Raw genomic sequence first — 7090 nt, forward strand, 5'->3', positions numbered from 1 at the left:
TTGTGCAGCCCTGCTCGGACATCACGATAGTATCGTTCAAAGTTAAAGGTTTTTGAAAGACCTCTACCACCTGCTATTCGCATTGCTAAATCGACTACACGTTGAGCATCATTTGTAACATTTACTTTTACCATAGCTATTTCATTTACTAACAGTTCTTTTCGCTCTTCTTCTTCCCATCTTTTTGCTAAATCAAATAAAAGATGGCGTGAACGCATCAACAATAAATTCATCTCACCTAACTTTTGTCTAACATGATGTGTTTTAGCTATAGGATAATCTAAGCTGTTCGGCTGAAAACTCCTTGCAAATGTAACAGATTCTTTTAAAGCAGCTTGCGCAATCCCTAAATAACATGCTGGTATATGTAACAGCCATGCTTTAGGTAATGATTGCTTGTTACCGTTGTGCTCTACATGAAATTCTGAATCAATCAAAACATCTTCTAATACAAGGTCATCACTACCAGTCCCTCTCATTCCTAAAGTATCCCACGTGCGGTCTATAGATACACCTTCTTTTAACATATCAACTAAAAACCAACTGACACTCTCTTCTTCAGGCATATATGCTGACACTAATGCATAATCTAACTTTTCAGCCATCGTCGTGAACGTTTTACGACCATTTAGAACGTATACATCTTGACCTAAGACCGCGGTCGTTTCCGGCTTTCCTCCACGTGTAGGGCTTCCTGTGTTTTGTTCTGTTGAAGCGCGGTTAAAAAGTTTCTGTTTAGCCGCTTCTTTTGCAATGAATTCATTAATTGAATTAGACCAAATTCCTTCTGCTTTAATTTCCATTAATAAACCTAAATGCCAACCGACAGATAAAGCTGTAGCACCATCACCTTCTGCTATTTTTACTTGCATTAATAACCATTCATATAAGCTTAAATCTTCCCCACCATATACTTCTGGTAAGACGATTGATAAATAGTTATACCGTTTTAACACTTTTAGTGTTTGATCTAAAAAACGGGCTTCTTGATCAGCTGCTTTAGCATGCTGGCTTACTTGATCACTTATCTTTGCCGCTTTTTCATATAATTCAACTTGTCGTTCGTTTTTCAGAAATACTTCATCATTCAATCCCACGACAAGAACTCCCTTCTTATGACTATCCAATCTCAAAGTATAAATTATCTTATGCAAGAACTGGGATTTAGCATATAATAAATGCACATTTTTAAGAATTGATTTTAAAGTTTAAAAAGAAAAACTTTGAGGAACATAATAAGTAGAGGAGGGGTTAAAATGAAAGGTATTGGATTTATAAATCATTTAATTAATATTGTAATTGGTATTGTACAATTGATTTTAGGCTTTCGAATTATATTAAAGCTGTTCGGCGCTGCAGAAACAGCACCATTTGTTGAATGGGTCTACAATACTAGTAATCCTCTCTTACATCCTTTTGAAGGAATTTTCCCATCAACGGTGCTAGATGGAACGTTTGTCATTGAGTTTTCTGCTATATTCGCATTTTTAATTTATACACTGATTGGCTACTTTTTAACGAGTTTAGTAACAGGTTTCGACCGTCGTTGGAATAATGAATAAAGCTAAGCGTCAAAGCTTAGCTTTTTTTACGAGCAGTTATATAGTTTAAAACCTTAGGCTTATTAGCAAGCAATAGTAAACCGATTATTAATAACAATAGGCCAAACCCAGATACGATCGTTAAAGGCTCACCAAGTAGAAGAATTCCAAGAAGGGCTGCTGTAACCGGTTCTGCCAAGGCTAACGTAACAGCCATAGATGCAGGAATTCCTTTCAAACCTCTAGCGAACAACAAATAAGCTAGTGCTGTTGCAATTAACCCTAAGTGCAACATGCTAATCGCACCACTACTTTGAACCAACCAGCTCGTATCATAGAAAAAAAGAATCGGTAGTAAAAAAATGGCTGCTGTACTAAAGACGACGGCAACTACAACATCAGATGGATAATTTGTTACGAGATCTTTACTAACAAACGTGTATATGGCAAAGGCTAGCCCTGCAATAATGAAAACACCATTCCTAGAAAATTAAAAGTAACCGTCTCTCCTGACTGAAACAATAATAAGCAACCGACCACCGCCAGAACTGTCGAAATTGCCCAAACGGGATCAGGCAGTCTCTTATATATAACCCCTTCCATTAAGCCTGCAAAAATTGGCGCACTACAAATCGCAATGACAGTCCCAATGGCTACCCCTGTTAAATCAACGCCTGAGAAGAAAAATGGTTGATACAAAGCCATTGCAATTGCACTAATGAGTAAAGGCTTTTTTGGGATCCCTTTGATTGATAACCGCTTCTGAAAATAGATCAATAAAAATAAAGAGCCTCCACCAATTAATAACCGTAATGCACCAACGACTAATGGCGTTGACTCTTCAGGTGCTAATGCTTGTGCTGTTCCTGTTGTCCCCCATAAAATAGCCCCGATTAAAACGAGCCAAATACTACTTCTCATAACGAAACACACCTTTAATATGGCAAATGACGCTCAAACCTTACAAATGAATATATACGCATGAATAAAACTAAAGTTAAAACTAAAATTAACGGTATTTTAATGTACTCAATTTCAGCAAAGTAGACTAATATTAAGCCAACAAAAGTAAGCCCCGCCAAAAAGTTCGAATAACGACCATTAAGCGGCGTATTACTAACAGCCAGAGAAGACACTTTCTTAATTTTATCAAAGTAACATTGTTTACAATAAGCTTGGACCATAAAGAAGATCTGTGTTGTAAACAAATCTTTCTTCGTTTCAATTAATTGATCACAGTTTTGACAATGGACTTGCCTCATTATATGTTCACCTTCTATATACTATTAATCTATTTATATTATTGTATCAGTTTTTCAACAGAAATGAAGCTAGTTATACCTAATATAGCTTGAAAAGCCAGCTACTTAAACGTATGCCGGCTTTTAAACAATTAATAATCAATTGGTTTTAATTTTTGACTAATTTCTTCACGTTTTTCTTCTAAAAAAGGAGGTAATGCTAATGTTTCCCCTAAATTCATTTCGTCTTCATCAGTCGTAAACCCAGGTCCATCTGTTGCGAGCTCGAACAGTATACCATTCGGTTCTCTAAAGTAAACGGATTTAAAATAATATCGGTCAACGAAGCCAGAATTGCCAAGTTAGATTGATTTAACCGATCAATCCATTGATAAAGCTCTTCTTCATCTTTAACACGAAAAGCAACGTGATGTACGCCTCCTCGCCCTAAACGTTCAGGTGGCAATTCAGGACGAACATGAATATGCAGCTCAGCACCTGTTCCACCTTCACCTGTTTCAAAAACGACAACTTCATTACCAGTTTGTGTAAACTCATATGTCCCAGCTCTCTTAAACCCCATCACTTCAGTTACAACTGTTTCCGTTCGCTCGATGTCTGGAACGGTTAAATGAGTAGGACCTAATCCGACAATACCATGTTGAGGGTCAGCTTTAGAATCCTGCCATGGAGTACCGCCGCTAACACCTTCATTGTGCTCATCTGACACTAACATTAGGCGTTGCTGTTCATGATCACGAAATGGGATGACAAGACGACCAAACTGCTCAATAATTCCTTCATGTTCCACATTAAATTGGGTCAAACGCTCTTCCCAATATTTAAGAGCTTGGTCACTTGGAACGCGTAATGAAGTCGTTGAGATACTGTTATTGCCATCATGGTTTTGCCCAATTCGTGGTATCTCAAAGAAAGTTAACTCAGTACCTGGGTTACCAACTTCATCACCATAAAACAAGTGATACATTGATGGGTCATCTTGATTAACTGTTTTCTTTACTAATCTCATACCTAACACTTTTGTATAAAAATCAACATTCGCTTGTGCACTTTTAGTCATCGCTGATAAATGGTGAATTCCTAAGAGCTCCATGTGTAAAGACCCCCTAAACATTTGTTAGTTGAAGAATAACAGATTAAAGCTCAATTCCCTAACTATTCCCCTTATCACCTATATACTTTTTGTATTAATCTCTTAGATCAATCCAAAAACGTCTAACGACATTGCCGTCTTTCTCGGTAAAAGGTAAACCTTGCATACCGCCACACTTCTCAATAACACGCATAGACGCCTTGTTATCATCATTACAAGTTACTAATGCTCGCGGTACTTCTAATGCTTTTAGAAATTTTAACGTCTCTTTTAACATAAACGTGGCGTGCCCGTTTCCTCGTTCAGATGGTCTAACACCGTATCCGACATGTCCGCCTGTTTCGAGTAAAGGGCCTGTTAAATCGTGGCGAATGTTACAAGCTCCTAAAATTTTATACTTTTCATCAGCTAACCATCGCGTTGTTGCAGGAACATAGCCTTCTCGTAATCCTACACCTTCTTCAGTATCTACTAAACTCTGAACGAGTGCTTCAAAGTTTGTTGGATCTTTTCTTAATGCTGAAGGTATAATCTCTTCTCCACTATTTACCCATTCTTGGTAGAAATCCATATAGGCATCTTGTAATGATGTTGTTGGTTTAACTAATTTTAGGCTCATATAAATTCCCTTCTTGCTTAATATTTCGTGAATCTTTCCCAATGTTCTATGGAACCTTCAATGATGTTAAACATTGGGTGTGGCTTTAAGTCGTTTGAATTATAATTTTTAAGTTGGTCAAAACGACTAGGGTCTCGTGTTTCTAGTTTTCTTAACAAATGCTCCCATTCATAACCTATTTGACCAGTCGTCACAGGTATTTCAGAAACTTCCCCAGGCGCTACAATTTTAGTCCGATCAAAGCGATAGCCACGTAACGTCGCTTCTTCATGAACTCCACTTAAGTAATGGCCAATCGCACCTATAGGATTCTCTTGCTCGCGAAATCGGATAAGCTGCGGATGGTTACGATAGCCTTTTGTTTCACCTAATAAGACTTTTTGCGCCAGTAAGGTTTCACGCCATAGGGCGACAAGTCCTTTTGCATCTAAATATGTTGGATGAACTGACCATAAACGCATTTGATCTCTCCTAGACGTATTCTCCTAATCGTTTAAATTCTAATTCGTTGAACTTTTCAATAACACGTTCACGATTCATATTAAATTCTGCATCGTTTAAATCACACGTTACTCCTGCTTGACAATGGATTTCAGCTAGCTTACGTGAAAGGTGAATCATTTCAAGGTCGTTTTCAAATTTCGTCTTTTGTGCTGTCGTCAATGTATCTAAATTATCTAAGATCGCATCTAGAGATCCATGGTTAATTAATAGCTTTAAAGCTGTCTTTTCACCGACACCTCGAACGCCTGGATAGTTGTCACTCGAATCACCCATCATTGCTTTAAGGTCAATCATTTGTTTCGGTGTAATGCCTTTTTCTTCTAAGAAACGATCTGATTCATATACATCGTAGTTACCGTACCCTTTTTTCAATAAGGCTACACGAACTCCGTCATCTAAAAGCTGTAAAATATCTTGGTCACCCGTTAATATTGTTACATCCGCTTCACGTTGATAAGTTAGAGCTAAAGTTCCGATACAGTCGTCAGCCTCGAAACCCTTTACCCCAACATTGGGAATGTCCATTGCTTCTGTTACTTCTTTCACTAGGTCAAACTGAGGAATTAACTCTTCAGGTGGGGCACCGCGATTCGCCTTATATTCAGAATAAAGGTCATTTCTAAACGTATGACTCCCCATATCCCAACAACAAATAACGTGTGATGGTTGAAATGTGTTTGTGGCTGTTAACAGATGACGAATAAATCCGTGAATCGCATTGGTCGGAGTTCCTTTACTGTTAATCATAAAATTGTTGTTCATTGCTGTAGCGTAAAAGGCACGGAATAATAGTGCCATACCATCGACTAATAAGACGTGTTTGTTCATCGTTCTCCTCCATTACTTAATTTCGACTTTTCTAAATTGAGCAATCAGTTCTTCGGGGTCTTGTTTTACTTGGTACGTAAAGACGCCTTTCGTTGTGTGTAAGTATAAAAAACCATATTTATTCGACAACATTTTATAGGACATATCAAAGACAATTTTAAGGTCAAATTTATTCTCGGCTGTTATGATTTTGTCTTCATATAACTCAATAAAGTGTTCATCTTCGATATATTTTTTTTGAAAATTAATATGGTCAATCTCTCGCCTAAGTATGACATAGGGATGTTTGTATAGCATGTGGTTGACTCTCCTTATAACAAGCTAACTTTTATTATAGCATTGCCGCAAGTGAGATGTCTTTTCATATATAAAAGAGGCTGATGCGTAGTATGCACCAACCTCTTTATTCATCTTATTAACGACCAACAATATTATCAGCACCTCAGCAACCGTAACGATGAATGCGAGCGCTTGTCAATCTTCAAACTAAATGAAAGCGTTTGGCAGTCGAGGCACGAGGACAGCTAAGGAGCGGAGTGACCAGCATAGGTCATGAGCACCTTAGCAACCGAATGCGAGCGGCGCTTATCATTTAGTTTGAACCATATTCACACAACAACATCGCCAACAAAGCACTACGCCTCGGCATATCTTTAATTATTAAATGCTCATGATTCGCGTGAGCTCCATCACCAACTGCACCTAAACCATCTAAAGTAGGTGAAATAGATGCAGTAAAGTTTGCATCACTTCCTCCACCAGTTGACTCTTCTTCAAGTTCAAACCCTAAATAATCACGTGCTAAATCACTTGCGCGGTCAAATAAAGCTTCAATCTCATCTGTTCGCTCTAGCGGCGGACGATAAATTTCGCCTTCTATATCAATTTGGATATCTTCATCATGCGATTTAATTTGTTCTATTAATGGAGCAACACGGTCCATCTCCTCTTGAGTTTGCACTCGCACATCAACAACTGCGTGCGCCTCTTCGGCGATTACGTTTTTAGATGAACCTCCATCAATGATCCCGACATTTACTGTTGTTCCTTTATCATGGTCTGTTAAGTTTGATAGATACGTAATTTGTTCAGCTAACTCTTCAATAGCACTCGCGCCTTTTTCTGGTTCAATACCAGCATGTGATGGCACACCGTGAATCGTAATGTCGTAAGTTCCAACACCTTTACGCGCTGTTTTAAGCGCTCCTTGACTACCTTGAGATGGCTCAAAGTACAAATACAG

General features: G+C 38.2%; 10 protein-coding genes and 1 pseudogene. 1 reads left to right on the plus strand and 10 read right to left on the minus strand.

The window, feature by feature from the left end; genetic code table 11:
* A partial coding sequence (locus A194_RS0113305) for an acyl-CoA dehydrogenase family protein (protein WP_017187311.1) occupies positions 1-1097 on the minus strand: 1097 nt, incomplete at its 3' end.
* Between the two features lie 159 nt (positions 1098-1256).
* Between A194_RS0113305 and A194_RS0113310 the strand changes: the two genes are divergently transcribed.
* Positions 1257-1562, plus strand: a complete 306-nt coding sequence (locus A194_RS0113310) for a YggT family protein (protein ID WP_017187312.1) — start codon at positions 1257-1259, stop codon at positions 1560-1562.
* 16 nt (positions 1563-1578) lie between these two features.
* On the opposite strand, the gene A194_RS20830 is transcribed toward A194_RS0113310, so the two are convergent.
* The 9 genes and pseudogenes from A194_RS20830 to A194_RS0113350 all read right to left on the minus strand — a co-directional run.
* Positions 1579-2010 (minus strand): EamA family transporter, encoded by a 432-nt coding sequence (locus A194_RS20830; RefSeq protein ID WP_337442992.1) that lies wholly within the window; start codon positions 2008-2010, stop codon positions 1579-1581.
* Positions 1995-2462: a DMT family transporter gene (locus A194_RS20835; protein WP_237718773.1), complete on the minus strand. Its 468-nt coding sequence runs from the start codon at positions 2460-2462 to the stop codon at positions 1995-1997. Before A194_RS20835 ends, A194_RS20830 begins: the two co-directional genes overlap by 16 nt.
* A gap of 14 nt (positions 2463-2476) precedes the next feature.
* On the minus strand, positions 2477-2803 hold the full coding sequence (locus A194_RS0113320; RefSeq protein WP_017187313.1) for a hypothetical protein: 327 nt from the start codon (positions 2801-2803) through the stop codon (positions 2477-2479).
* Between the two features lie 131 nt (positions 2804-2934).
* Positions 2935-3896: pseudogene (locus tag A194_RS18550) on the minus strand (ring-cleaving dioxygenase).
* Positions 3897-3990: 94 nt separating this feature from the next.
* A complete protein-coding gene (locus A194_RS0113330; protein ID WP_017187315.1) occupies positions 3991-4515 on the minus strand; it encodes a GNAT family N-acetyltransferase in 525 nt (174 codons plus the stop codon).
* 17 nt (positions 4516-4532) lie between these two features.
* Complete coding sequence (locus A194_RS0113335) at positions 4533-4976, minus strand: pyrimidine dimer DNA glycosylase/endonuclease V (protein ID WP_017187316.1); 444 nt, start codon at positions 4974-4976, stop codon at positions 4533-4535.
* A gap of 10 nt (positions 4977-4986) precedes the next feature.
* Complete coding sequence (locus tag A194_RS0113340) at positions 4987-5847, minus strand: 5'-3' exonuclease (RefSeq protein ID WP_017187317.1); 861 nt, start codon at positions 5845-5847, stop codon at positions 4987-4989.
* 12 nt (positions 5848-5859) lie between these two features.
* Complete coding sequence (locus A194_RS0113345; RefSeq protein WP_017187318.1) at positions 5860-6144, minus strand: hypothetical protein; 285 nt, start codon at positions 6142-6144, stop codon at positions 5860-5862.
* Between the two features lie 295 nt (positions 6145-6439).
* A partial coding sequence (locus A194_RS0113350) for a M20/M25/M40 family metallo-hydrolase (protein ID WP_017187319.1) occupies positions 6440-7090 on the minus strand: 651 nt, incomplete at its 5' end.

It is taken from the genome of Alkalibacillus haloalkaliphilus C5, assembly GCF_000269905.1.
GTDB lineage: Bacteria > Bacillota > Bacilli > Bacillales > Alkalibacillaceae > Alkalibacillus > Alkalibacillus haloalkaliphilus_A.